The organism is Cupriavidus taiwanensis (genome assembly GCF_900249755.1).
In the GTDB taxonomy this organism is placed as follows: domain Bacteria; phylum Pseudomonadota; class Gammaproteobacteria; order Burkholderiales; family Burkholderiaceae; genus Cupriavidus; species Cupriavidus taiwanensis_D.
Map to the genome: position 1 here is coordinate 1,956,807 of NZ_LT976853.1, position 22,548 is coordinate 1,979,354.

Genomic DNA, 22,548 nt, shown 5'->3' on the forward strand with positions numbered 1-22,548 from the left:
AGGCATCTTCATGCCGAATCGGCATAACCCTTGCGTCGCGCTTCCAACGCGAATTTCTCCTCACGTATAGTCTGTGCCGCTGCCTGCGCCGGGTCCTGCCAACACGGGCCCTGCCGCGGTCAGCCACCGACTGAACACGGACGGCACCATCGCGCTCACAAGGCAGGTCGTGCCGCTTCCAGTACGGGCCACACGTTCGTATCGATACCGAGGAGAATCATGAAACATTTCGCCCGCGTCACCACGCTGGCCGCCGCCCTGCTGTCGGCAAGCCTGATCACCGGCACCGCGCACGCGCAGCTCGCGCCCGCGGCACAGCCTGCCACCGCCGCTGCCACGGCCCCGGCCGAGGCGCGCAAGGCCAACATCGTCATCATCGGCACCGGCGGCACCATTGCCGGCGCCGGCGCCGCCGCGACCAACACCGCCGCCTACCAGTCCGCCGTGGTCCCGGTCGACAAGATCATCGCCTCGGTGCCCGAGATCTCCAAGGTGGCCAACGTCAAGGGCGAGCAGATCTTCCAGATCGGCTCGGAGAGCTTCAACAACGAACGCCTGCTCAAGCTCGCCAAGCGCGTCTCGGAACTGCTCAAGCAGCCTGACGTCGACGGCATCGTGATCACGCACGGCACCGACACCATCGAGGAAACCGCCTACTTCCTCAACCTGACGCTGAAGAGCGACAAGCCGGTGGTGGTGGTCGGCTCGATGCGCCCGGGCACCGCGCTGGGCGCCGACGGCGCGCTGAACCTGTACGACGCCGTGCTGGTCGCCGCCAACCCGGCCTCGAAGGGCAAGGGCACGCTGGCGGTGCTGAACGACGAGATCCACACCGGCCGCGACGTCTCCAAGACCAACACCTTCAAGACCGAAACCTTCCGCTCGCCGTTCGGCCCGCTGGGCTACGTGGTGGAAGGCCGCACGCTGTTCTACCGCCTGCCGGCGCGCCCGCACACGCTGCAGACGCAGTGGGACATCGACAAGATCGACAAGCTGCCCGAAGTGGCCGTGGTCTATGCCTACGGCAACGCCAACCCGGCCGCCGTCGACGCCGCGGTGAAGAGCGGCGCCAAGGCCATCATCTACGCCGCCACCGGCAACGGCAGCGTCGGCGACTACATGGTCGAGCCGCTCAAGGCCGCGCGCGCCAGGGGCGTGCACATCGTGCGCGCGTCGCGCACCGGCAGCGGCGTGGTGGTGCGCAACGCCGAGCAGCCGGACGACAAGTACGACTGGATCGTCACCGACGACCAGCTGCCGCAGAAGGCGCGCATCTTGATGGCGCTGGCGCTGACGCAGACCAACGATACCAAGGCGCTGCAGCAGGTGTTCTGGAAGTACTGAGCCAGGCCGCACCCATGCGGCGGCGCGCCGCGCGGCGATTCAGCCCGCTGCGCGCGCGCCCGCGGTCATCAGCCGGGCCTCGATGAAGATCCGGCTGACTTGCGGAAAGCGGGCGCGGATGCGCCGCTCGATCCGGTCGATGGCGCCTGCGGCACCATTGGCAACGGTTTCCGGATGGAATTGCACGTCTAGCGTCACCAGCACGTCGGCGGGCCCGAGGTGCATGGTCAGCGGCAGCCCTGCCGACCGCACCGCGGGGTCGTCCAGCACGACCTGGCGCAGCGCCAGCGCCATGTCCTTGTCTACCCCTTCCCCTACCAGCAGGCTGCGGCTCTGCACGATCAGCAGCGTGGCCACGCCGGCCAGCAGCAGCCCGATCAGCAGCGACGCCGCACCATCCAGCACCGGCATGTCGAGCCGGTGGCTGGCATAGACGCCAAGCGCGGCGATCACCAGGCCGGCGAGCGCGGTGGCATCTTCGGCCAGCACCGTGACCGTGGTCGGATCCTTGCTGTGGCGCAGCGCCCGCCAGAATGGCTGTGCGCCCTTTTCCCGCGCGAACGCCCGCAGCGCGATGGCAAAGCTGATGCTCTCGAACACCAGCGCGAAGCCCAGCACGATGTAGTTCCAGTGCGGATCGGTCAGCGGCGCGGGGTCCAGCATATGCAGCACGCCCTCATAGGCCGAAATGCCGCCGCCGACGCTGAACAGCAGCACCGCCACCATCAGGCTCCAGAAATACAGCTCCTTGCCGTAGCCGAACGGATGCATGGCGTCGGCCGGCCGTCGGCTGCGGGCCATGCCGACCAGCAGCAGCAGTTCATTGCCGGTGTCCACCGTCGAATGGATGGCCTCGGACAGCATGGCCGAGCTGCCCGTCACGGTGGCGACCACGAACTTGGTGGCCGCGATCGCCACGTTCGCGGCAATCGCGCCATAGACGGCGATGCGCGAGGCGGAGGGCGCCGCAGGTGCGGCTGAAGAAACGGGGCCCGCAGGCCCGGATGCCTTACCCTGCCGCGCCGCCTCATGCCCCTGCTTCATCGCGTCCCTCCCCGGCTCCCCGCTCGTTGCGGGCAGATCGCGCCAGTGTAACTGGCGCGCACAGGGTGTGCCGCTCAAGGCATGGCGGTTAATTGCGTTAATGGGAGAGGGGCGGCGCCCGCGCCGCCGCACCGGTTCAGAACATGACGCTGCTCATCAAGGCCCGGGCCACCAGCACGCCCTCATCGGGCGCCCCGGCATACACCGACACATCCGTGACCACCTGGCGCCGGCCGCGCCGGGCCACCGCGGCAACCGCCCTCAGCGCGGCCCCCTGCGCCGGCGCCAGGTACTGGATCGCCAGCGACCCGGTGGCCCCGCCCTTCACTTCGTCAGCACTGGCGCCCGACGCCGCCGCGGCGGCGCCGGCGATATCGATCAATGTCGCGATGACGCCGCCATGCACGATGCTGCCGTGGGTCACGTTGGTCGGCAGGAACGGCATTTCCAGCTCGACATGGTCGGGCGCGAGGCTTGCCAGCCGCACGCCGAGGGCGCGCGCGACGGGCGAACCCAGCAGCACGTTGTCGACCATGGCGCGCATGCGCGGGTCGACGCCGGCTGGAGGGCGGTCTTGGGAAAGAGGCACGGCGGCGATGGTCTGGGGCATGGCTGGGCTCCGGTGATGGCTCGATGCCTGTCGCAGCGTAACGGGCGCCGTGGCACGGCTCAATGACCTCCGAGGTAATCCCCGGACCCACGGCACGGCCTTTGTCCGGGCTGCTCCGCCACTGCCGATATAATGAGCGGCCGTTTCACCCTCCGCCCTGCCGCCACCATGCCGTCACCTTTAGAATCCGCCCCGCTCCGCCCCGAACCGGACCACGGCGCCACGGATTCCACGCTGTCCGAACGCCCCGACAGCCCCTGCATCGGCATCTGCTCGACCTTGTTCGACGAGGTCTGCCAGGGCTGCGGCCGCACCGCGGCCGAGGTCAGCAACTGGGTCTTTTTCAGCGACGAGGAAAAGCGGCAGGTCTGGGAGCGCATTACGCGCGAAGGCACCGGCAAGCGCTTCCGCCAGGGCTGACACGCCCGCCCCCGCGCGCCGTCACTCCCCTGACAGGCGCCGCTCCATCGCTTCGACTTCGCGCCGTTCCAGGCGCTGCCGTGCCAGCTTGCGCCAGCTCTCGGCCAGCGGCGCCAGCGCGGCCATTTCCTCGAGCGCGGCATAGTCGAGCCGGTCGACATACAGCACCTGCAGCAGCCGCTGCAGCGACCATCCGGGACATGGCCGCGCCGCCAGTTCCAGCATATCGCCGGCCGCCACGTCGCCGGTTTTCAGCACGCGGTAGTACCAGCCGGTGCGCAGGCTCTGCTGCACGGCGCGCGACATGCCCGCATAGCCGAAGCGGTGGTTGAGCTTCCAGCACGGCTGGCGCGCCTGCGACACCTCCACCAGCGCCGTGCCCAGCCGGAAGCGGTCGCCGATGCAGACGTCCGCCTCGGTCAGGCCGGTGGTGCTCAGGTTCTCGCCGAAGGCGCCGGGCGTGTCGAGGACGCCGTCGCCAGACGCGCCGTACTCTTGCAGCGTCTGCCGCCACGCCGGGTAGTGGTCGAACGCGTAGTGATGCAGCGCCTTCTCCGGGCCGCCATGGTGGCGCGGATCGCCCTGCCCGTCGCCCTCCAGCCCGGTCGGGGTCACGCGGATGCGCGCGCGCGTTGCGGTCTTCTCTATGCCGCTGGGTACGCCCCTGGGGCCGAACGGACGCACGGCTCCGGTCAGCACCGCAGCGATCGGCACGCAGATGTCGGATACGGGCTGGCTCATAGTCCGGCTTGCTCCAGCCAGCGCGCGAACATGCGCTCCCCCGCCGCGGCCACGGTGGCGCCGGCTTGCGCGGTGCGCGCGCGGATGGTGCGCGGATCGATGCCGGCCTTGGCCAGTTCGACGGTATGGCCGATCAGCCAGGCCTCGATATCGCGCGGCATGACCTCGGGATGGAACTGCAGCGCCAGCACCTGGTTGCCGATGGCATAGGCCTGGTTCGGTACCGCCGCAGTCGACGCCAGCAGCTGCGCGCCGCCGGGCAGGTCGAAGGTGTCGCCATGCCAGTGCAGGACTTCCCATTGGGCCGCTGCCAACTCGGCCAGCGCGGAATCGTGTCCGGCCGGCGTCGGCGTGATCGGTGCCCAGCCGATCTCGCGGGTGCCGGGGTAGACCCTGGCACCGGCAGCGCGCGCGATCAGCTGCGCGCCCAGGCAGACGCCGATGATCTTGCCGCCGCTGGCCAGGCGCTGGCGGATCAGCGCGATTTCCGACTCAAGCCACGGGTAGGCTTCGGTCTCGTAGACGCCGATGGGACCGCCGAGCACCAGCAGCAGGTCGGCCGGGTCGCTGGCGATGGGCGACAGGTCGTCGACCCCGGCCTGGAACACCCGCAGCGTGTGCCCGCGCGCGCGCAAGGCGTTGCCGATCACGCCTGCGTGTTCGAAGGCGACGTGCTGGATCACATGGGTGGTACGCGTGGTCATCAGGGGCTCCTGCCAGGAGAAGGGAGAAGAAGGCCCTCATGTTAGCGTCTGTTGCCGCATCTCCGTCAAAACCCCGGCACGATATCGCCCATTTGCGACCCTTCTCAGCCAGCCATGCCGCGCGCCGCGCTATTTTGTCGCAGGCGCCAGCACCAGGGCACGGGTAGCGTCTTGCGACGCCGCGGCCGAAGGCGGCATCGTGATGTACTCGACCGCCGCCCACTTGCCGGTCCAGTCGCGGTAGCGCGGCAGCAGCGCATTGCCTGACTGCCCGGTGGAATCCATGAAGCGCGACGCCGCCAGGTCGGACAGGTCATAGAGCGCGCGCACGCTGGCCGCGTGGGTGTTTTCGAACGGCGCCTTCTCGTCGCGCAGGTTGTGCCGGCCCACGTTGACGGTGTAGGTGTCGCCGCCGGTGGGCACGCGCAGGTTGAACAGCGGCGCCAGGTACGCGACCTTGCCGAACGGCTTGTGTTCGGCGCGCGCGGCGTGCGCCTCGCCCCAGCGCCAGTGCGCGGGGTCGTCGCCATAGCGGCGCGACAGGTCGGCGATGGCCTGGGTCCAGGCATCGGCCACGGCATCGTCGCAGCTCTCGGCCGGTGCCGTGTGCGGACGGTCGCACCAGAACGCGCCCAGCCGGCGCGGATCGCGCAGGATATTCAGCATGGGCTGCTGCACGTTGCGCTGCTCCCACATGCGGGCAAAGATGGCTTCGCCGGTCTTCTCCTCGAACAGCCGGCGCGACAGCTCGCGCAGCCACGCGGTGACCACCAGCGGCTCGGCGCGGGCGGCGTCCATGGTGCCGTCCCACTGGCGCAAGGCCTGCAGCAAGGCGCGTTCGCGCGCCGGGCGCGCGGCGTCGCGGCTGAGCGGTGCGGCCAGCAGCAGCGGCAAGGCGTCGCGCACCGCCAGCGAGACCACGTCCTTCTGGATCGCGGCGAAGCTGTCCAGCGTATGCCTGGGCGTGGCCGCGAGCAGCGTGCGGATGCGGTCGAAGCGATACGGCACCGTCCACTCGCTGGTGATGAAGTACGGATAGTCGGGCGCGACGATGCGCTGGTTGGCCGTCACGATCACGCCGTCGGCGGGGTTGTACTGGTGCGGCAGCGCCTCGAACGGGATAAAGCCGGTCCAGTCGTAGCGCGCATCCCAGCCGGGGGCCGGCGCCAGTCCCTTGAGGTCGTTGTCGGCGCGGCGCAGCGGCACGCGGCCCGGCGCGTAGAAGCCGATATTGCCGTCGACGTCGGCATAGACGATGTTCTGCTGCGGCGAATGGAAATCGCGCAGCGCGGCGGTGAAGCTGTTCCAGTCGCGCGCCTGGTTCAGCCGCAGCCCGGCCTGGAAGGTGCGGTCGTCCGGACGCAGCGCGGTCCACTGGAACGCCACCACGTATTGCGCGCCCAGCGGCGCGGCGGCGCTGGCGAGCGACTCGGCCACATCGGAAATCACTGGCCCGTGGCGCGTGCTGCGGACCTTCAGCGTCACGTCGGCGGCGCCCTTGACGCGGATGGTCTCGGTGCGGGTCTCGAACGCGGCCCAGCCCTGCGGCGTCTGGTACTGGGTGTCGTTGCCCGGGCGCACGCGCTCGATATACAGGTCCTGCACGTCCGGCGCGGTATTGGTCAGGCCCCAGGCAATGCGGTCGTTGTGGCCCAGCACCACCAGCGGCATGCCGGGCAGCGTGGCGCCGGCAACGTCCAGGCCCGGCGCGCTCAGCCGCGCGAAGTACCACAGCGCCGGCGCCTGCAGTCCCAGGTGCGGATCGTTGGCCAGCATCGGCTTGCCCGATTGCGTGTGCGCGCCGGACACCACCCAGTTGTTCGAGCCCATGCCCTCGACATAGCCCGGCGGCGCCTTGTCGCCGACGCTGGCCATCGCGCTCGCCAGCGGCGCCAGCTGCCGGTACAGGTGGCCGTAGTCCATGGTGCGTACCGGCTGCTCGCCCGGATACGGCGCCAGCAGTTCGCTGATGCGCGCCACCGGCAGCACCTGCGCCAGCCGCATGCGCAGCGTCTCCTGGGTCCAGTTGCCGCCCAGGTCCCACGCCATCATGGTCTGCCAGCCCAGCGTGTCGGCGGGTTCCCAGCGCTCGGGGCGGGTGCGCAGCAGCAGGAATTCGGGCGGCAGCGGACCCTTGCGCTGGTCGATCCAGGCATTGACGCCGTCGGCATAGGCCTGCAGCGCCGCGCGCGCTTCGGGCGAGGCCTGCGCGAGGATGGCCTCCGCGTTGCGCCGCACGCCCAGCGTGCGCAGGAACTTGTCGTTGTCGACGGCCGACGGGCCCAGGATTTCCGCGAGGCGGCCCGCGACGATGCGCTTGTTCATCTGCATCTGCCACAGCCGGTCCTGCGCGTGGACGTAGCCCAGCGCGAACCACGCATCGGCCTTGCTGGCGGCGCGGATATGCGGCACGCCATGGTTGTCGCGCACGACCGTGACCGGTGCGCCCAATCCCGCCAGCACTTCCTGGCCCGAAACCGGCGGCTGTGCCGCATGGCGATACCAGACCAACGCGCCCGCGGTGCCGGCCACCGCCAGCCCCAGCAGCACTGCCAGCCATCTGGTCAGCCGACCGAACCCGCGCATCGTTGCTCCCCCTTTTGTCGTTGTCATGTCGTTTGGCGCATTATCCGCGTATTCCGCGCACGCAAAAATGCCCGGACCGGCCGGGCATTTTCCTCGCTGCTGTCCTGCTTGCGTGCGGTCCCGTCAGGCGGCGGGCTTCTTCAGCTGCAGCGACTTGTACTCGAGGAATTCCTCGAGCCCGTACTTGCCGGCTTCGCGCCCGTTGCCGGACTGCTTGTAGCCGCCGAACGGCGCCTGCATGTTGAACGGTCCGCCGTTGATATCGACCTGCCCGGTGCGGATGCGGCGCGCCACGCGGATCGCGCGCGCCTCGTCGCCGGACCAGACGCCGCCGCCCAGGCCATAGATGCTGTCGTTGGCAATGCGCACCGCGTCTTCCTCGGTGTCATAGCAGATGATCGACAGCACCGGCCCGAAGATCTCTTCCTGCGCCACGGTCGCGCGCGGCTCGACATTGCCGAGCACGGTCGGCTTGACGTAGAAGCCCTTGTCCAGCCCTTCCGGGGTCTCGGGGCCGCCGGCCACCAGCTCGGCGCCCTCGTCCAGGCCGCGGCGGATATAGCCGGTCACGCGGTCCTTCTGCACGGCGGAGATCAGCGGGCCCAGCTTGCTGGTTTCCTGCAGCGGATCGCCCACGGTAAAGCCGGCGACCACCTTCTGCGCGATCGCCTTGACTTCGTCATAGCGGGCGCGCGGCACCAGCATGCGCGTGTGCGCCGAGCAGGTCTGTCCGGAATTCAGGAAGCAGGCGTTGATGGTGCCCTTCACCGCCGACGGCAGGTCGGCATCGTCCAGGATCACCGAGGCCGACTTGCCGCCCAGCTCCAGCGCGACGCGCTTGACGGTCTGCGCGGCCAGCTCGGACACGCGCTTGCCGGCGCGGGTAGAGCCGGTGAACGACACCATGTCGACTTCCGGATGGCTGGCCAGCACCTCGCCCACCACCGGGCCATAGCCAGTCACCAGGTTAAACACGCCGGGCGGCAGCCCCGCGGCCTCGATCACCTCGGCCAGCACGAAGGCATTGAGCGGCGCCACCTCGGACGGCTTGAGCACCACGGTGCAGCCCGCGGCCAGCGCCGGCGCCACCTTCAGCGTGATCTGGTTGAGCGGGTAGTTCCACGGCGTGATCGCGCCGACCACGCCCACCGGCTCGCGCACCACCAGCGAATTGCCGACCTCTTCCTCGAAGCGGAACCCTTCGACCAGCCTGGCGGCCTGGCCCCAGTTGTAGACCGGGCCGCCCACCTGGATCGCGCGCGCCAGCTTGATCGGCATGCCGACTTCGCCGGCGATCAGCTGGGCCAGTTCTTCGCTGCGCGCCTTCAGCCCTTCGGCGATCCTGGCGATATAGCCGGCGCGCACGGCCGGCGGCGTTGCCGACCAGCCGTCGAAGGCCGCGCGCGCCGCCTGGATGGCGTCTTCCGCGTCGCGGGCCGAGCCTTCGGGAATGGTCCCCATCACCGCTTCGGTGGCGGAATGGATGACGTCGATCTTGCCGGTGCCGTGGGGCGCAACCCACTTGCCGTTAATAAAGAGTTTGTCTCGTTGTTGCATGGCCACAGTTCTCGGTTTGGTGAATTGGCGATTGCAATTTTTTGTTACTTTTATGGTGCAGGCACATTGTAGAGCGGATTCGGGCCTATGTTTTGGCGCTGCGGGATATGCCGCCGGCTGCGCCCGCGCCCGGCACAAGAATATGGCGATAATCGGCCGCGGCTCGCGCACGGGATCCTCGCCACGATGGCCGCACATAACAAGACTAAGGGGGCGAGGGCATGGTCGATCCGATCTACCGCAAGACGGAAGCCGGGCAGGACGAAATCCGCAGCCGCGCGCGCAAGCTGGACCACAAGCTGCGCGCGCTGCTGCTGTTGGTCAACGGCGAGCGCCGCGAGCAGGCATTGCTGGCGCAGGTGGCGGGCATGGGGCTTGGCGCCGAGGCCATGGCAACGCTGCTGGACCAGGGGCTGGTCGAAGCCGTCGCCGAGCCGGCGCAGGCGGCAGACCCGGCGGCGCAGCAGCCGGCGCACACCGCCCAGGCGGCCGCCGATACCAACCTGTTCTCCGTGTACGCGATGCGCCATGCGCCGGCCGCCGCGGCCGCGGCGCCGCCACATCCCGTCGCCGACGCCCACGACCCAGCGGAGGTGCAGGCGTACCAGCGCCTCTACCACTTCTACACCGACGTGATCGGGCAGCATCTCGGGCTGCGCGGCTACATGCTGCAGGTCAAGGTGGAGAAGGCCGCTGACCTGCCCGCGCTGATGGCGCTGCGCGAATCGCTGCACGCGGCGCTGCTCAAGGCCCGCGGAGAAATCACCGCCCGCGCCATCATCGCCCAGCTGGACCAGGTCCGCGACGGCAGCGGCGCCTGACACACCCGCCCCGGCAGCAAAAAGGCCGCCCGGAGGCGGCCTTCAGCACGAAGCGGATGCGGCGGCGCTCAGCCGTCGATGCCCTGCGACTGCAGGTACTCGTCGTACGTGCCGAGGTAGTCGGTCAGCGTGCCGTCGGTGCGGATTTCGATCACGCGCGTGGCCAGCCCGCTGACGAATTCGCGGTCGTGCGAGACGAAGATCAGCGTGCCCTGGAACTTGTCCAGCGCGATCTGCATCGACTCGATCGATTCCATGTCCATGTGGTTGGTCGGCTCGTCCAGCGCCAGCACGTTATGGCGGCCCAGCATCAGCTTGCCCCAGATCATGCGGCCCTTCTCGCCGCCGGACAGCACCTTGACATTCTTCCGGATGTCGTCGGCAGAGAACAGCAGGCGGCCCAGCGTGCCGCGCAGCGAGGTCTCGTCATCGCCCGCCTGCGTCCACTGGCTCATCCAGTCCATCACGTCGCGGTCGTCGGGGAATTCTTCGTACGTGTCCTGCGGCATGTAGCCGACGTTGGCGTTCTCGGCCCACTTGACCGTGCCGCGGTCGACCTCGACGCCGCGCTGCACGCCGGTCTGCACCGCGCCGTTGAGCAGGCTGCGCAGCAGCGTGGTCTTGCCCGCGCCGTTCTCGCCGATGATGGCGACGCGCTCGCCAGCCTGGATCGCCAGCGACAGGTTGTCGATGATCTTGCGGTCGTAGGTCTTGGTGATGCCTTCGACCTCGACCGCCAGGTTGTGCAGCTTCTTCTCGAACTCGAAGCGGATAAACGGGTTCTGGCGCGACGACGGCTTGATGTCCTCGACCTTGATCTTCTCGATCTGCTTGGCGCGCGAGGTCGCCTGGCGCGCCTTGGACTTGTTGGCCGAGAAGCGGCGCACGAAGTCCTGCAGCTCGCTGATGCGCTCCTTGGCGCGCGCGTTGGCGGCCACCTGGCGCTCGCGGGCCTGCATCGACGCTTCCATGTAGTCGTCGTAGTTGCCCGGGTAGACCTTGAGCGTGCCGTAGTCCATGTCGGCCATGTGGGTGCAGACCGAGTTCAGGAAGTGGCGATCGTGGGAGATGATGATCATGGTGGAGTTGCGCTCGTTGAGCACGGTTTCCAGCCAGCGGATCGTGTTGATGTCCAGGTTGTTGGTCGGTTCGTCCAGCAGCAGCACGTCCGGGTTCGAGAACAGTGCCTGCGCCAGCAGCACGCGCAGCTTCCAGCCGGGAGCGACGTCGCTCATCGGGCCCTGGTGCTGCGCGGTCGGGATGCCCACGCCCAGCAGCAGTTCGCCGGCGCGCGCCTCGGCGGTGTAGCCGTCGTACTCGGCGTACTTGGCCTCGAGCTCGGCGGCCTTCATGTAGTCTTCGTCGGTCGCTTCCGGGTTGGCGTAGATGGCGTCGCGCTCCTGCGCGGCGGCCCACATCTCGGTGTGGCCCATCATCACCACATCCAGCACGCGCATGTCTTCATAGGCGAACTGGTCCTGGCGCAGCTTGCCCAGGCGGATGCCCGGCTCCAGCATGACGTTGCCCGACGACGGCTCGAGGTCGCCGCCCAGGATCTTCATGAAGGTGGACTTGCCGCAGCCGTTCGCGCCGATCAGGCCGTAGCGGTTGCCCTCGCCGAACTTGACCGAGATATTCTCGAACAACGGCTTGGGGCCGAACTGCATGGTGATGTTTGCGGTAGAAAGCACGTCTTGAACCTTGTCTGGAGATGGTGGCGCCGCGGCGCGGGCCGGAACGATTCCGGCGGCCATGGCTGGCGTTGCGGCACGGGCCACGCCCGGTTCATGCGAGAACCCGGCAGGAAATCAGGAAATAACCGCGCATTCTATCATCCGGAGGCATTCCTTGCCGACCGGCGCGCGCGGCGCGATGGTTGGCTCAGGCCGGCGGCGGCAGCACCGGGTAGCCCGAGAACGCCATGCTGAAACCATCGTCGCGTGCCGACAGCCGCACCTGCGCGCCGACCGGCAAGGTCAGCTTGCGCGCGCAATGCCCGAACGGCAATCCGGTCAGCACCGGCACCGGCAACTGCTCGCGCAGGTAGGCCACCACGGCGTCCATGTCGTAGCCGTTGTCGTAGTCGGTGACGCGGTAACTGGAGAAATCGCCCAGCACGATGGCGCGCTGCGCCCCCAGCACGCCGGCCTGCTGCAGCTGGACCAGCATGCGCTCGACCCGGTACGGCGGCTCGTTGATGTCTTCCAGAAACAGCACCCCGCCCTGCACGCGCGGCATGAACGGCGTGCCCAGCAGGCTGCACAGCATCGCCAGGTTGCCGCCCCACAGCGTGCCCTCGACGGTGCCGGGGAACGGCTGGCCGCCCGACTGCGGCGCGGCGATGTCGACGCCGTAGGCGGGGTTGCGCAGGATGCCCTCGAAATGCTCCCACATGTAGGGATCGACCGGCTCGGCGCCGAAGTCGGCCAGCAGCATCGGCCCGGCAAAGGTGACGCCGCCGGTCGCCGCCAGGTAGGCCAGCTGGAACGCGGTGAAGTCGCTGTGGCCGACGATGGGCGTGCCGCTGGCGCGCGCCTGGGCGGCGATGCGGGCAAAGTCGACCTGCGCCAGCAGCCGCGCGATGCCATAGCCGCCGCGCACCGCCAGCGTCAGCTCATGCGGCGCGCCGGTGCCGATCGCGTGCAGGTCGGCCAGCCGCTCCGCGTCGGTACCGCCGAAGCGCAGGTAGCGCCGCGCCAGCACGTCGGGGTTGGTCATGTGGTAGCCATGGTGCCTGAGCCAGGCACAGCCGCGCGCGGCGATGGCGACATCGTGCGGATATCCGGACGAGGCGATCAGTCGGACTTCGGTATGCGGCCTGGGGTTCGGCGTGCTCATGCTTCAGTGTCGTGGTTCTGGTCGGGGCCGGCGGCCGGCACCTGCTGGCGTGCCGCCTTTTGCGCGCGGCGCCGGGCGCCGAAGAAATCCTTCAGCATCTGGCCGCAGTCGCCGGCCAGCACCCCGCCGGTGATGGTGGTCTGGTGGTTCAGCTGCGCCTGCTCGAACAGGTTGACCACGCTGCCGGCGGCGCCGGTCTTGGGATCGCTCGCACCGAACACCACATGGCGCAGCCGCGCGTGCAGGATCGCGCCGCTGCACATGGCGCACGGCTCCAGCGTCACGTACAGCTCGCACTCGGGCATGCGGTAGTTGCCGATGACCTGCGCGGCAGCGCGCAGGGCCTGCATTTCCGCATGCGCGGACGGATCGACCGAGCGGATCGGCAGGTTGTGGCCGCGCGCGATGATGGTGTCGTTCCAGACCACCACGGCGCCCACCGGCACTTCGCCGGCGGCTTCGGCCAGGCGGGCTTCTTCCAGCGCGGCGCGCATGTAGCGCGCATCGCGCTCGGCGGCCTCGGCCGGGTCCTCAGGCAGGGCGCGCAGCGCGCGCAACGGCAGCGGTGGCGTCTCTGGCATCGTCCCCGCTCAGTCCTGCGCCGGCAGCACCGCCGGGGCGCTGACCTCGGCCCAGCAGTTGGGCGTTTCGAACAGCACCAGCCGGGTCAGTTGCAGGTGGTGGCCGAAGCAGTCCTTGAACACCGGCGCCAGGATGTCGAAGGCCACCTGCGCCAGGTTCTCGACCGTCGGGATCGCGTCCAGCACCACGGTCTTGTGCCCTTCCATCGATTGCAGGAAGTTCAGCAGCGCGGTGTCGCCGCGGTAGATCAGGAAGGCGTGGTCCCACTTGCTGACCAGGTGCTCGTTGGCCAGCGCCTTGATGTCGCCGAAGTCCAGGATCATGCCGTCGTCCGACGCGCCCTCGCGGTGCAGGACCTCGCCGGACAGCGTCAGGTCCAGCCGGTAGCGATGGCCGTGGATATTGCGGCACTGCCCGCAGTGGTTGGGGATGCGGTGGCCGGAGTCGAACTCCAGCCGGCGGGTGATGGAAACTTGTTTGCTCATGTGTACCGGCGCCGGTGCCGGCCGCCTGCGTTGAAGCGGACGCCGCGCGGGCGTCCGAAGCCTGTATTGTGGACTGAATTCGGTCCGTGATGCCGACCTCGCGCCCGCCAGGCGCGGCGCCGGCACTTGCCGCTCAGCGGATGCCCAGCAGCTTGTGGGTCTGCAGCGACAGCCGCCAGCGCGGGTGACGCTGGCAGAAGGCCACCGCGGCGGCGGTATTTTCCCGCGCCAGCGGGCCATCCATGGCCTGCACCAGGAAATGGCGGAAATCAAGCTTCTCGTATGCGGCGAAGTCCTGCCCGTCTTGCGGGATCACCACCTTCAGCTCGTCGCCGCGCGTGACCACCAGCTCCGCGCCCATCTTGGGGCTGACGCAAACCCAGTCGATGCCGGGCGGCACGGCGATGGTGCCGTTGGTCTCGATCGCGATCTCGAAGCCCTGCGCATGCAGCGCGTCGATCAGCGGCGTATCGAGCTGCAGCAGCGGCTCGCCGCCGGTGCAGACCACCAGCGGCTTGCCGCCGGCGCCCTGCGGCCACTCCGACGCGACCACCGCCGCCAGCTCGGCGGCGCTGCGGTACTTGCCGCCGCGCGTGCCATCGGTGCCGACGAAATCCGTATCGCAGAACTGGCACACCGCGCTGGCGCGGTCCTGCTCGCGGCCGCTCCACAGGTTGCAGCCGGCAAAGCGGCAGAACACCGCGGCGCGGCCGGCGTTGGCGCCTTCGCCCTGCAGCGTATAGAAGATTTCCTTGACGGCGTAAGTCATGCGTGGGGTCTCTCTCGGACCGTAAACAGCGGTTCGCAGCGATTCGGCAGCACCTTGCTGGCCGGGGTTCAATAAAGGGTGGGCAGGGCCGGGTGGGCAGGGCCGGAGCCGGACCTCGCGCCGCGTGGTCGCATTGCAGCGTGGTCGCGCCCTCGATGTGGACCGAAACGTATCGATCGGGGCGGCGGTGCTGGCAGCGTGGGGCTGCCGGGTGGGGCTGTCCTGGCCTGTCGCAGGCTGCGCCCGGCACGGCGCCGGACGTGCCGCAAGTATACCAGAGGCCCCAGGGTTTCCGCTTGGCCGCTGGGGGCCGAAGGCCACCTGGCACAGGCGGGCCGCGCGCAGGGACCGGATCGGACTTAGCTGCCGGACGCTGCACTGCTGGCCGGCATCCTGATTTAACATATCCGGCCATCGTCCCCCGCAATCCCGCCGCCCTGCCCTGCCCGCGCCCGACATGAACGCGCCGTTCCCCCTCCGCACGGAATGCCCGCCCGGCGCCTGCATCTGCGGGCGCGAAGCGCTGCTGAGCGACCCGGATGCCGACCTGCGGGTGCTGCGCCTGACGCGCCCCGAGGAAAAACGGCTGGTCGAGCGGCTGGAAAACCTGACCAGCCTGGCCGAGCTGCAGCGCATCGAGGGCCTGATGCAGGCCCAGCTCGGCATTGTGCTGAGCATCACACCCAGCGCGCGCGGCGTGCGCACCGTGCGCGGCATCAGCATCCAGGTGCAGGAGCAGCCCGGCCTGTGCCGCAAGATCCGCCAGTCGATCCCGGCCGCGATCCGGCGCAGCATGGAGGCGCACCCCGAGATCGCCTATGCGATTCTCGATGCACACGACCTGCTTGGCGGAGCCTGAGCGCGCCGCGGTCCGCCAGCGCCCAACGCTGCCCTCACCCGCCCGCCTGTAGGACCGCGCCCGATACCTGCGCCGGCACCGCTGACCTATCACTGAGACATAGGCAGAACAAGCGGAGGCCGGGCGGCATGACGATTTCCTACTGGGCAGCCGGGACCACCCTGACCAGCCCGCCCCTGGACGGCGATGCGGTGTGCGACGCCTGCGTCATCGGCGCGGGCATCGCCGGCTTGTCGGTCGCTTATGAACTGGCCGCGGCAGGACAGGCCGTGATCGTGATCGACGCGGACGGCCCCGGCGCCGGCGAAACCGGCAGGACCACCGCGCACCTGATGACGGCGTTCGACGATTACTTTTTCTACATCGAACGCCATCTCGGGCACCAGGCGGCACGGCAGGTAGCCCAGAGCCACGCGGCGGCGGTCGCGCGCATGGAATCGATCTGCGCGGCGGAAGCCATCGACTGCGATTTCCGGCGCGTCGATGGCTACCTCTTCGCCGAATCGGCCGATGGCGACGACTTGCTCGCCAGGGAACTCGAAGCCGCCCATCGGGCGGGCCTGGAACAGGTCGAGCGCGCCAGCGACGTGCCGACCGGCAAGGTGGCGCTGCGCGCGGCGCTGCGGTTTCCGCGGCAAGGGCAACTCCATCCGCTGAAGTACCTGGGCGGCCTGGTCGATGCGATCCGGCGCCGCGGCGGCAAGGTCTACGGCAAGACCCGCGCGATGGAAGTCAGCGACGGCCACCCCGCCACCGTGCAGACGGCCAGCGGCGCGCGCATCGAGGCCGGCAACGTGATCGTCGCGACCAATACGCCGTTTATCGACCGCTTTGCCATCCATACCAAGCAGGCCGCGTACCGGACCTTTGTGGTGGGCATGAAAGTGCCGCGCGGCAGCATGCCGCAGTGCCAGTTCTGGGACACGCTCGATCCCTACCATTACGTGCGCATTGCCGGCGATTTCGACGATGGACACCAGATGCTGATCAGCGGCGGCGAAGACCACAAGGTCGGCCAGGCCGACGATGCCGGGCAGCGCTTCGCCCGGCTGGCCGACTGGACCCGCCAGCGCTTCCCGGTGGTCGGCGACCCCGTGTTCGCGTGGTCGGGACAGGTGATGGAGCCGGTCGATGGCGTCGCCTTTATCGGCCGCAACCCGGGCGACGCCCATGTGTATGTGGTCACCGGCGATTCCGGCAATGGCATGACCCACGGCGCGATCGCCGGCATGCTGATCCGCGACCAGATCACGGACCGCACCAATGACTGGGCCGACCTTTACGATCCGTCGCGCAAGTCCGTGACCGCAGTGCTCGAGTATGCGCGCGAGAACGCCAATGTGGTGGCCCGCTACGCCGACTGGCTCGGCAAGGATGACGGCGTGGCGCTCGATGCCATCGCCCCGGGCGAAGGGCATGTGGTCAGGGCCGGCGGCCGCCACGTCGCGGCATTCCGCGATGCGGACGGCGGCCTGCACACCTTCGATGCCACCTGCCCGCACCTGAAATGCCTGGTCCAGTGGAACAGCCTGGAGCAGTCCTTCGATTGCCCCTGCCATGGCTCGCGCTTCGGCGTTGACGGCTCGGTGCTGCACGGTCCGGCGAAAGGTGGACTGGCGCCCGTCGACGTGACGCAGGACGACCTGCGCCATCATTGAACCGGGGAAGGCACGCCGCGCCGGCATTGCAGCGGGATTGCGGCGGCGCGGCGAACGCACGGGCCCGTGCGCGCCGGGGACGTAAAGGAGTTGCCATGCTTACCCCCGCCAGCATTGCCAAGCACCCGATCCATCCGATGCTGATCACCATCCCCATCGGCCTGTGGATCTTTTCCTTCGCCTGCGACCTGATCCGCTATTTCGGCGGCACCAGTCCCAACTGGCCGGTGGTCGCGCTGTACGCCATGGTCGGCGGCATCATCGGCGCGCTGCTCGCGGCGCTGCCCGGCCTGATCGACCTGCTGTCGCTGCCCAGCGGCATCCGCCGCATTGCGCTGCTGCACATGGGCATCAACCTGACCGTGGTTGCGCTCTATGTCGTCAATGCCTGGTGGCGCATGCGCGGCGCCGGTGCCGGCGCCATCGTGCTGTCGGCGATCGCCATCGGCCTGCTGGTGGTGTCCGGCTGGCTGGGCGGGAAAATGGTGCACGTCCATGGCGTGGGCGTGCAGACGCCGCCGGCGCCGCTGCGCTAACCAGCCCGCTGCCTACAGCAGGTCGCGCAGCTTGTAGTACCACATCCCCAGCACCAGCGCGGGGGTCCTGAACAGCGCGCCGCCCGGAAAGCGGTGATGCCGGATGCGGGTGAAGACGTCGAACTTCGAGGCATCGCCGCTCATCGCCTCGGCGATCAGCTTGCCGGCCATGCCGGCAAACGACAGCCCGTGGCCGGAAAACCCCTGCGCGTAGTAGAGGTTGGTGCCGATGCGGCCCAGGTCGGGCGCCCGGTTCATGGTGATATCGACGAAGCCGCCCCAGGAGTAGTCGATCTTCAGGTCCGCCGTCTGCGGAAAGACCTGCAGCATGCGCGCACGGATGCGCTGCACCAGGTTCCCCGGCGGGCGCGCGCTGAAGGTCTCGCCGGCACCGAACAGCAGGCGGTTGTCGGCGCTGAGGCGGAAATAGTCGACGATCAGGTTGTTGTCGGATACCGCGACCCGGCTCGGCATCAGCGCGCTGGCGCGTTGCGCGTCCATCGGCTCGGTGGCGATCATGTAGGTTCCCACCGGCATGATGCGCGCCGCGATTTCCGGCGCCAGATGGTCGCCGAATTCGCCCAGGTAGACGTTGCCCGCCAGCACCACCTGCCGGCACCGCACTTCGCCCTCGGCCGTCCTCACCACCGGCGCATGGTCGCGCTCGACGCGATACGCGGCCGAGTTCTCGAACACCTCGACCCCCTGCCGGCGCGCCGCGTCGCCCAGCCCCAGGCAGTACTTCAGCGGATGCAGGTGGCCCGAGTGCGGGTCGAATGCCCCGGCGGCAAAGCGCTCGCTGGCGACATGGCAGCCAAGCTGCGCGCGCTCGACCCATTCGAGCGGATAGTCATAGCGCTCGCGCATATGGCGCACCCAGCGGCGCAAACCCTCCACCTTGTGCGCCTTTGGCGCCAGCGTCATATAGCCGCGCACGTGGTCGCAGGCAATGCCGTAGGCGGCGATGCGCTGCTCCAGCAGGCGCATGCCCTCGACCGACGCATTCCAGGCGGCCTGCGCCACTTCGGCCGGGCACTGGCGCTCGATCGCGCCCTCGCCTTCCGCGCCGAAGCCGACGATGGCCTGGCCGCCATTGCGCCCGGAAGCGCCCCAGCCGATCCGCTGCGCCTCCAGCAGCGCGACATGAAAGCCGCGCCCGGCCAGTTCCAGCGCGCACGACAGGCCGGCATAGCCGCCGCCCACCACGCACACCTCCGCGTCGGTGCGCCCCCGCAGCGGCGGGCTCGGCGCGGGCCGCTCGACGCTCGCCTCGTAATACGAGTTCTCGATGACTCCCAGTTCCTTTTGCAGCAGCCCCGACATCGTCTTCGGCTCCGGTTGCGCCAGGCCGGCGCCTATGGCACGCGCACGTTGAGAAACTGCCAGGGATCGTCATCGCGCGCTTCGGGATACAGCTGCGAGTGCTGCGCCAGCGGCGTCCAGTCGCCATAGACGCCGACCAGTTCTCCCAGGTAGGGCCGCGCCACGCGCAGCACGGCTTCGTAATCCAGGTCATCGGGCTCGACCACGCCCGCGCGCGGGTGCTCCAGCGCCCAGACCACGCCGCCCAGGATGCCGGCGACCACCTGCAGGCTGGTGGCGGTGTTGTGTTCCACCAGTTGCCGGGCGCGTTCCGTGGTCAGCCTGGAGCCGTACCAGTAGGCGCCGCGCGCATTGCCCATCAGCAACACGCCGAGCTCGTCCATGCCGGCGACGATGTCGTCGCGCAGGATGCGCTGGTGGTCTTGCTTGCGGCCGCCGTTGCCCATCAGTTCGCCGATCGACAACAGCGCGTCGTCGCAGGGGCGATAGGCGTAGTGCACCGTCGGCCGGTACACCACTTCGCCGCTGTCGCGCAGGGTCAGGTGGTCGGCGATCGAAATCGACTCGCCGTGCGTGATCAGGAAGCCGTGGTACGGGCCGCCCAGCGGCGTCCAGCTGCGCACGCGCGTGCCGAAGCCCGGGCGTGTCAGGTACACCGCAGCGTCCGAGCCAAACCCGTGCCGCCGCGCATCCGCGGGCCAGTGCCGTTCGTGCGTGCCCCAGCCCAGCTCCGCCGGCTGCATTCCTTCCTCGATAAACGCATCGACCGACCACGTATTGACGAACTCGTTGGCGGCCTTGCGCCGCTCGCCGACCTGCGTGTCCTGCTCGGCAATGTGGATGGCGCGGATATCGAGCTGCCGCGCCAGCGCCGCCCAGTCCTCGAAGCTTGCCGGCGGTTCATGGTCAACGTCGTTGTCCGCCGCGATATTGACCAGCGCCTGCTTGACGAAGGCCGACACCAGGCCCGGGTTGGCGCCCTGCGTCAGGATCGCGGTGGGCCCGTCGCGCTTGTCGAGGCGGAAGGCCAGCACGCCTTCGCGCAAGGCATAGTTGCTGCGGCGTGACAGCGGCGCGGCCGGGTCCGTGGCCGCGCCCGCCCATGGTTCGATCGAGGTATCCAGGTACAGCGCGCCGTGCTCCCAGCAATAGCGCACCAGCGCCTCGCTCGATACGTTGACCGACAGGTTCAGCACGAAGTCGCCCGCGCCGACGAGGTCTTGCAGGACTTGCTTGTGGTTGGCCTCGGTCAGCGCCTTGGCGACGACGCGTATCCCATATTCGCGGGCAATCGACGTATCGTTGCCCGGCGGACAGACAACGGTGATCTGGCCGGCGGTGATGTCGAGATGGCGCAGCAGGATGGGCAGCACCGAACGCGCGATGCTGCCGAAGCCGACGATCAGCAGGCGGCCGCCAAAGCCGCCGAATTTCTTGAAATTGGTTGCCGGCGCTTCCATCGCATGCTCCCAGGATATCGCGATGCAGGGAGGTCCCCATTGCTGCACAAGCAAGCGGTATGCCGGATGCCGGTCATCACGGTGCTCGCCGCGATATACCGCGGCCTGCCGCGGCAAACCCGGGCCCATGTGGCTTCAGGTAACTCTTGCCGGCCGGCACCGGCAAACCTTGCAACGGCGTGCGCGGCAGCACACGCGCCCGGGTGGAACGCCCCTTGCGGCTACCGTGCTTCCTACGCAAGGAGACGACGATGAAAGCACGGACATGGATGATGGCCTGGCTTGCCTGCACCGCACTGGCAAGCGGTGCGGCATTGGCACAGGGCGGGGGCGGCGCTGGTGGCGGCGGCGGCTCGGGCGGCAGTTCGGGCGGCGGCAGCGCCGGCACAGGTCCGTCGGGAACGCCCGGCACGCCGGGCAGCCCGGGCACGCCCGGAACCGGCACCAGCATGACCGACGGCGGCGACAAGCCAGGCAGCTCGCGCGCCTCCGGCACGCGCCATGGCACCGATGCCGGCGCCGGCCGCGCAGCGGGCGCATCGGGCGTGGCCGCGCCTTCCGGCTCGACCGGTTCGCCTTCGGTCACCGGTTCGAGAACCACGCGTGGCAGCGGACCGGACGCGCCGAGCACGGGCACCGGCGGCCGGGGCACGACCGGGCCGTCGGGCGGCGCGCCCGGAACCGGCATGGGGCGCTGAGCGCGTCTGGCTGCGCGGGGGCGGCGCCAGCGCGCCTGGCACCGTCCCGGACCCTCCACCGACAGCTTGCCGGGCCGCCATGACGGCCCGGTCGTGCTGGAACACGATCGCCAGCAGCCGCCGCGCGTTCGACGGCAGCAAGGCTTCGCGCGCCGTGGGCAGCGCCCGCAGCTGTGCCATGCGGTGTGCACGCGCCGGCGTACTTGCCTGCAGCGGCCAGTGCTGCAAGCTGCCGAAACTTTGCCCGCTGGCCCGCGTTCTAAATTTTCATATGCGGAGCAAATTGTCTGCCACATTGTCTGGCAAGCGACACACCATCAGGCGCGCCCTGTGGTTCTGGCTTGCGGTCGGCGTCTGCGCCGCGCTGCTCGCCGCGGTCGCGATGTCGCCTGCCTTCAAGGACGTGGTCGGGCTGGCGGTGGGCTGGGCGCAGGAGATCATGGCACAGCACCGCGCGGTGGGGGCGGCGGTGTTCTTCGTGTTCTCCGCCGTTTCCGCGATGCTGGCCTTTGCCTCGAGCGTGGTGCTGGTGCCGGTGGCCAGCGAGGTCTGGGGCAAGCCGCTGACGGTGCTGCTGCTGTGGGGCGGCTGGCTGCTGGGCGCGTGCGCGGCGTATGGCATCGGCCGGCTGGCCGCGCCGCTGCTGGCGCGTACCGGCTACGCCGACAAGCTGGAGAAGTACCGGGGCTATGTGTCGAAGCGGATGAAATTCTGGGCGGTGCTGCTGTTCTGCATCGCGGTGCCTTCGGAGATTCCCGGCTACCTGTTCGGCACCATGCATTACCCCTTCATGAAGTTCCTCGCGGCCATGGCCATCGCCGAAGCGGGCTATGCCGTCGGCATCGTCATCGCGGGCGAAAGCCTGGCCATCGACCGGCCCCTGCACTTCCTGGTCGCCGTCGGCATCCTCGCGGTGGTGGCGGTGGCGGCGGGCCTGGCGCTGCGTGCCAGGAAGCACAGGTCGAGCCGCCTGCCCCAGCGCTGAGCGTCATCGCACACCGTGGCGTTGCAGGCGCGGCGGCGCCTGCCCTTGCCGGCCGGAATTCTCACAGGTGATACCCGATAATCCATGGATACAGCAGATAGCCTGTTTTCTTTGATAACAGGCTATCGCTTGTAAATTTTCCTAACAGGTAATATCCTGTATCCGTCCGGCGCTCCGCCGGCCCGGGAGCGCGCCATGCACTACGCCATCAAGACCGTCCACCAGTTGCGTCCGATCCTGCAGGGATTCCGCAAGTCGCGCGGCATGACCCAGGCCATGATGGCCGGGCACCTCGGGGTCACGCAGCAAACCTATGCCGAACTGGAAGCCAACCCCGCCGCCGTCAGCGTCGAGCGGCTGCTGCGGGTGCTGCGCGTGCTCGGCGTCGAACTGGTGCTGTCCCAGGCGGCTGAGGGCGATACCGCGCCGGCTGCGCCAGCCCGGCCCCGGGCCAGGGCGAAGGCCCCGGCAAGCCAGCCGGAAACGGCCCGCGCCGCGACCGGCCGGCGCGCGCGGGAGGACTGGTGA

The 22,548-nt window shown here is 69.1% G+C and carries 22 protein-coding genes; 9 read left to right on the forward strand and 13 right to left on the reverse strand.

What is annotated here, in order from left to right; translation table 11 throughout:
- Window positions 1-219: 219 nt before the first annotated feature.
- A complete protein-coding gene (locus CBM2594_RS08930) occupies window positions 220-1,344 on the forward strand; it encodes an asparaginase (protein WP_116356522.1) in 1,125 nt (374 codons plus the stop codon).
- A gap of 39 nt (window positions 1,345-1,383) precedes the next feature.
- Here CBM2594_RS08930 and CBM2594_RS08935 read toward each other — a convergent pair whose 3' ends face one another.
- Window positions 1,384-2,388 (reverse strand): cation diffusion facilitator family transporter, encoded by a 1,005-nt coding sequence (locus CBM2594_RS08935; RefSeq protein WP_116356523.1) that lies wholly within the window; start codon window positions 2,386-2,388, stop codon window positions 1,384-1,386.
- 136 nt (window positions 2,389-2,524) lie between these two features.
- Entirely contained in the window at window positions 2,525-2,998 is a 474-nt protein-coding gene (locus CBM2594_RS08940) for a PaaI family thioesterase (protein ID WP_116356524.1), read from the reverse strand.
- A 168-nt stretch (window positions 2,999-3,166) separates the two neighbouring features.
- On the opposite strand from CBM2594_RS08940, the gene CBM2594_RS08945 reads away from it, so the two are divergent.
- Window positions 3,167-3,418 (forward strand): DUF1289 domain-containing protein, encoded by a 252-nt coding sequence (locus CBM2594_RS08945; protein ID WP_116357749.1) that lies wholly within the window; start codon window positions 3,167-3,169, stop codon window positions 3,416-3,418.
- A gap of 21 nt (window positions 3,419-3,439) precedes the next feature.
- On the opposite strand, the gene CBM2594_RS08950 is transcribed toward CBM2594_RS08945, so the two are convergent.
- The 4 genes from CBM2594_RS08950 to CBM2594_RS08965 all read right to left on the reverse strand — a co-directional run bounded on the left by CBM2594_RS08950 (window position 3,440) and on the right by CBM2594_RS08965 (window position 9,006).
- Window positions 3,440-4,159: an MOSC domain-containing protein gene (locus CBM2594_RS08950; RefSeq protein WP_116356525.1), complete on the reverse strand. Its 720-nt coding sequence runs from the start codon at window positions 4,157-4,159 to the stop codon at window positions 3,440-3,442.
- A complete protein-coding gene (locus CBM2594_RS08955; protein WP_116356526.1) occupies window positions 4,156-4,863 on the reverse strand; it encodes a glutamine amidotransferase in 708 nt (235 codons plus the stop codon). The genes CBM2594_RS08950 and CBM2594_RS08955 overlap by 4 nt, the downstream gene beginning before the upstream one ends.
- A 129-nt stretch (window positions 4,864-4,992) precedes the next feature.
- The gene (locus CBM2594_RS08960; RefSeq protein WP_116356527.1) at window positions 4,993-7,449 is read right to left on the reverse strand and encodes a penicillin acylase family protein; all 2,457 of its coding nucleotides are present in this window, start codon (window positions 7,447-7,449) and stop codon (window positions 4,993-4,995) included.
- 123 nt (window positions 7,450-7,572) lie between these two features.
- Window positions 7,573-9,006 carry an aldehyde dehydrogenase family protein gene (locus CBM2594_RS08965; RefSeq protein WP_116356528.1) on the reverse strand — a complete coding sequence of 478 codons (1,434 nt, stop codon included), beginning with the start codon at window positions 9,004-9,006 and terminating at the stop codon, window positions 7,573-7,575.
- 221 nt (window positions 9,007-9,227) lie between these two features.
- Between CBM2594_RS08965 and CBM2594_RS08970 the strand changes: the two genes are divergently transcribed.
- Window positions 9,228-9,827, forward strand: coding sequence for a hypothetical protein (locus CBM2594_RS08970; protein WP_116356529.1), 600 nt, complete (start codon window positions 9,228-9,230; stop codon window positions 9,825-9,827).
- A 68-nt stretch (window positions 9,828-9,895) separates the two neighbouring features.
- On the opposite strand, the gene CBM2594_RS08975 is transcribed toward CBM2594_RS08970, so the two are convergent.
- From CBM2594_RS08975 to queE, 5 genes are all read right to left on the reverse strand, one after another.
- Window positions 9,896-11,518: an ABC-F family ATPase gene (locus CBM2594_RS08975; RefSeq protein ID WP_116356530.1), complete on the reverse strand. Its 1,623-nt coding sequence runs from the start codon at window positions 11,516-11,518 to the stop codon at window positions 9,896-9,898.
- 190 nt (window positions 11,519-11,708) lie between these two features.
- Window positions 11,709-12,665, reverse strand: a complete 957-nt coding sequence (gene ldcA, locus CBM2594_RS08980) for a muramoyltetrapeptide carboxypeptidase (RefSeq protein WP_116356531.1) — start codon at window positions 12,663-12,665, stop codon at window positions 11,709-11,711.
- Window positions 12,662-13,246: a tRNA adenosine(34) deaminase TadA gene (gene tadA / locus CBM2594_RS08985; RefSeq protein WP_116356532.1), complete on the reverse strand. Its 585-nt coding sequence runs from the start codon at window positions 13,244-13,246 to the stop codon at window positions 12,662-12,664. Before tadA ends, ldcA begins: the two co-directional genes overlap by 4 nt.
- A 9-nt stretch (window positions 13,247-13,255) precedes the next feature.
- The gene (locus tag CBM2594_RS08990; protein ID WP_012352882.1) at window positions 13,256-13,732 is read right to left on the reverse strand and encodes a 6-pyruvoyl trahydropterin synthase family protein; all 477 of its coding nucleotides are present in this window, start codon (window positions 13,730-13,732) and stop codon (window positions 13,256-13,258) included.
- 133 nt (window positions 13,733-13,865) lie between these two features.
- Entirely contained in the window at window positions 13,866-14,501 is a 636-nt protein-coding gene (queE, locus tag CBM2594_RS08995) for a 7-carboxy-7-deazaguanine synthase (RefSeq protein ID WP_116356533.1), read from the reverse strand.
- Window positions 14,502-14,958: 457 nt separating this feature from the next.
- Here queE and CBM2594_RS09000 point away from each other — a divergent pair, with 457 nt between their 5' ends.
- The 3 genes from CBM2594_RS09000 to CBM2594_RS09010 all read left to right on the forward strand — a co-directional run bounded on the left by CBM2594_RS09000 (window position 14,959) and on the right by CBM2594_RS09010 (window position 17,554).
- Entirely contained in the window at window positions 14,959-15,360 is a 402-nt protein-coding gene (locus CBM2594_RS09000; protein WP_116356534.1) for a hypothetical protein, read from the forward strand.
- Window positions 15,361-15,488: 128 nt separating this feature from the next.
- Complete coding sequence (locus CBM2594_RS09005) at window positions 15,489-17,018, forward strand: FAD-dependent oxidoreductase (protein WP_116356535.1); 1,530 nt, start codon at window positions 15,489-15,491, stop codon at window positions 17,016-17,018.
- A gap of 95 nt (window positions 17,019-17,113) precedes the next feature.
- Window positions 17,114-17,554 (forward strand): DUF2231 domain-containing protein, encoded by a 441-nt coding sequence (locus CBM2594_RS09010; RefSeq protein WP_116356536.1) that lies wholly within the window; start codon window positions 17,114-17,116, stop codon window positions 17,552-17,554.
- Between the two features lie 12 nt (window positions 17,555-17,566).
- On the opposite strand, the gene CBM2594_RS09015 is transcribed toward CBM2594_RS09010, so the two are convergent.
- On the reverse strand, window positions 17,567-18,877 hold the full coding sequence (locus CBM2594_RS09015; protein WP_116356537.1) for an NAD(P)/FAD-dependent oxidoreductase: 1,311 nt from the start codon (window positions 18,875-18,877) through the stop codon (window positions 17,567-17,569).
- A gap of 32 nt (window positions 18,878-18,909) precedes the next feature.
- Window positions 18,910-20,337 (reverse strand): homospermidine synthase, encoded by a 1,428-nt coding sequence (locus tag CBM2594_RS09020; RefSeq protein ID WP_116356538.1) that lies wholly within the window; start codon window positions 20,335-20,337, stop codon window positions 18,910-18,912.
- A 251-nt stretch (window positions 20,338-20,588) separates the two neighbouring features.
- On the opposite strand from CBM2594_RS09020, the gene CBM2594_RS09025 reads away from it, so the two are divergent.
- From CBM2594_RS09025 to CBM2594_RS09035, 3 genes are all read left to right on the forward strand, one after another.
- Entirely contained in the window at window positions 20,589-21,035 is a 447-nt protein-coding gene (locus CBM2594_RS09025) for a hypothetical protein (RefSeq protein WP_232346587.1), read from the forward strand.
- A gap of 283 nt (window positions 21,036-21,318) precedes the next feature.
- The gene (locus CBM2594_RS09030; RefSeq protein WP_232346588.1) at window positions 21,319-22,020 is read left to right on the forward strand and encodes a VTT domain-containing protein; all 702 of its coding nucleotides are present in this window, start codon (window positions 21,319-21,321) and stop codon (window positions 22,018-22,020) included.
- 195 nt (window positions 22,021-22,215) lie between these two features.
- Window positions 22,216-22,548, forward strand: coding sequence for a helix-turn-helix domain-containing protein (locus CBM2594_RS09035; RefSeq protein ID WP_116356541.1), 333 nt, complete (start codon window positions 22,216-22,218; stop codon window positions 22,546-22,548).

Bases quoted from the DNA above. Each gene is read 5' to 3' on its own strand.
- CBM2594_RS09000 (WP_116356534.1), top strand. From the start codon at position 14,959: ATGAACGCGCCGTTCCCCCTCCGCACGGAATGCCCGCCCGGCGCCTGC.
- ldcA (WP_116356531.1), bottom strand. From the start codon at position 12,665: ATGAGCACGCCGAACCCCAGGCCGCATACCGAAGTCCGACTGATCGCC.
- CBM2594_RS09015 (WP_116356537.1), bottom strand. From the start codon at position 18,877: ATGTCGGGGCTGCTGCAAAAGGAACTGGGAGTCATCGAGAACTCGTAT.
- CBM2594_RS08965 (WP_116356528.1), bottom strand. From the start codon at position 9,006: ATGCAACAACGAGACAAACTCTTTATTAACGGCAAGTGGGTTGCGCCC.
- CBM2594_RS09025 (WP_232346587.1), top strand. From the start codon at position 20,589: ATGAAAGCACGGACATGGATGATGGCCTGGCTTGCCTGCACCGCACTG.
- CBM2594_RS08940 (WP_116356524.1), bottom strand. From the start codon at position 2,998: ATGCCCCAGACCATCGCCGCCGTGCCTCTTTCCCAAGACCGCCCTCCA.
- CBM2594_RS09005 (WP_116356535.1), top strand. From the start codon at position 15,489: ATGACGATTTCCTACTGGGCAGCCGGGACCACCCTGACCAGCCCGCCC.
- CBM2594_RS08935 (WP_116356523.1), bottom strand. From the start codon at position 2,388: ATGAAGCAGGGGCATGAGGCGGCGCGGCAGGGTAAGGCATCCGGGCCT.
- CBM2594_RS08970 (WP_116356529.1), top strand. From the start codon at position 9,228: ATGGTCGATCCGATCTACCGCAAGACGGAAGCCGGGCAGGACGAAATC.
- CBM2594_RS08950 (WP_116356525.1), bottom strand. From the start codon at position 4,159: ATGAGCCAGCCCGTATCCGACATCTGCGTGCCGATCGCTGCGGTGCTG.
- queE (WP_116356533.1), bottom strand. From the start codon at position 14,501: ATGACTTACGCCGTCAAGGAAATCTTCTATACGCTGCAGGGCGAAGGC.
- CBM2594_RS09035 (WP_116356541.1), top strand. From the start codon at position 22,216: ATGCACTACGCCATCAAGACCGTCCACCAGTTGCGTCCGATCCTGCAG.
- CBM2594_RS08960 (WP_116356527.1), bottom strand. From the start codon at position 7,449: ATGCGCGGGTTCGGTCGGCTGACCAGATGGCTGGCAGTGCTGCTGGGG.
- CBM2594_RS08945 (WP_116357749.1), top strand. From the start codon at position 3,167: ATGCCGTCACCTTTAGAATCCGCCCCGCTCCGCCCCGAACCGGACCAC.
- CBM2594_RS08955 (WP_116356526.1), bottom strand. From the start codon at position 4,863: ATGACCACGCGTACCACCCATGTGATCCAGCACGTCGCCTTCGAACAC.
- CBM2594_RS09020 (WP_116356538.1), bottom strand. From the start codon at position 20,337: ATGGAAGCGCCGGCAACCAATTTCAAGAAATTCGGCGGCTTTGGCGGC.
- CBM2594_RS09010 (WP_116356536.1), top strand. From the start codon at position 17,114: ATGCTTACCCCCGCCAGCATTGCCAAGCACCCGATCCATCCGATGCTG.
- CBM2594_RS08990 (WP_012352882.1), bottom strand. From the start codon at position 13,732: ATGAGCAAACAAGTTTCCATCACCCGCCGGCTGGAGTTCGACTCCGGC.
- tadA (WP_116356532.1), bottom strand. From the start codon at position 13,246: ATGCCAGAGACGCCACCGCTGCCGTTGCGCGCGCTGCGCGCCCTGCCT.
- CBM2594_RS08930 (WP_116356522.1), top strand. From the start codon at position 220: ATGAAACATTTCGCCCGCGTCACCACGCTGGCCGCCGCCCTGCTGTCG.